The 1,003-nt window shown below is 65.8% G+C and carries 1 protein-coding gene and 1 pseudogene; both read right to left on the bottom strand.

All coding sequences use genetic code 11. The features are described from left to right. On the bottom strand, nt 1-323 hold a 323-nt coding region (locus A9Q02_RS04890), incomplete at its 3' end, for a hypothetical protein (RefSeq protein WP_141508720.1). Between the two features lie 5 nt (nt 324-328). Further along, nucleotides 329-1,003, bottom strand: a pseudogene (locus tag A9Q02_RS24120) (hypothetical protein); the annotation flags it as partial.

Raw genomic sequence — 1,003 nt, 5'->3', positions numbered from 1 at the left:
CTCCGCTGCTCGTAGATGCCCTGCAACGGCAGACTGCGACAGCGCGTCGCCAGACGCTCGTAGTAGGCGGCCAGCAACGCATCGTTGCTGTGCCCCTGACGTCCATCGACGTACACCGTCGCCCGTGCGCCAGCACCCACAGCCACGCCGGTCACCTGTGACAAGTTGCCGACCGTAATCGCATCGCCAGCATGGGAAGGTTGGGCGGGCACGATGCCCGCCTCGCGCTCCAGAGCACGGATCGCGGCCTCAAGATCAGCGCGATCATCGGGATCGGTCGCCGCAGCCAATTTGCGGTGCAGGCGGGCAAGCCGTTCATGCATTGCGGTTATCCTCCACTCATCCGCCGCACGGCCTCGGCGATCTGCGTCGCGAGCGGCAGCACGGTCGGCAGCACCGCCGCCAGGTTCTGCGCGGCCTGCTTCAGCCCTTCGGCACTGATCTGCACCAGGGTCTGATTCGGCTGGGCCTTCGTCGCCTGTTCAACGGCAGTCTTGGCGGTTTCAGCAACCGCCTCGGCCTCACCGGTGTGCGCAGGGGGCACCTGCTGTAACGCCGCGCTCAGTTGCGCAAGAAGCTGTTGCAGCTGGACCTTTGTGGCGGCGTCGCCGTGCGGGGCCGCACTGATGCGCTGCGCGACGTTGGTCAACGTGGATGCGATGTTGAGCATAGCACCGCTGAAGTCACCGGACATGGTAAAGTGATCGCCGCTGACAAAGGTGCCCGTGCGCTTGTCAAGGGGGCCTTCGGCGTAGTCGCCGCCGCCGGTGTCGATCTTGCGCACGCTGCTCTGTGCGCCCCGCCCGATGGCGATGCCACTGCCGCTGATATCCCCCGTGGTGATCCGGTCGCCCTGAGTTTGTTCAGTGCGGTTGACGTCCCGGCCCACGATGTCACCAAGGTTCACGTCACTGATCGCGTTGCCACTGCCAAAACTGACGCCACCCTGCTGCCCGCGCTGGTCGTGCGTCGTCACCGTGACGTTGCCATGCACATCGCCCGC

Source organism: Candidatus Chloroploca asiatica (genome assembly GCF_002532075.1).
Lineage (GTDB): Bacteria > Chloroflexota > Chloroflexia > Chloroflexales > Chloroflexaceae > Chloroploca > Chloroploca asiatica.
This window is presented reverse-complemented; position numbering and strand designations above follow the sequence as displayed.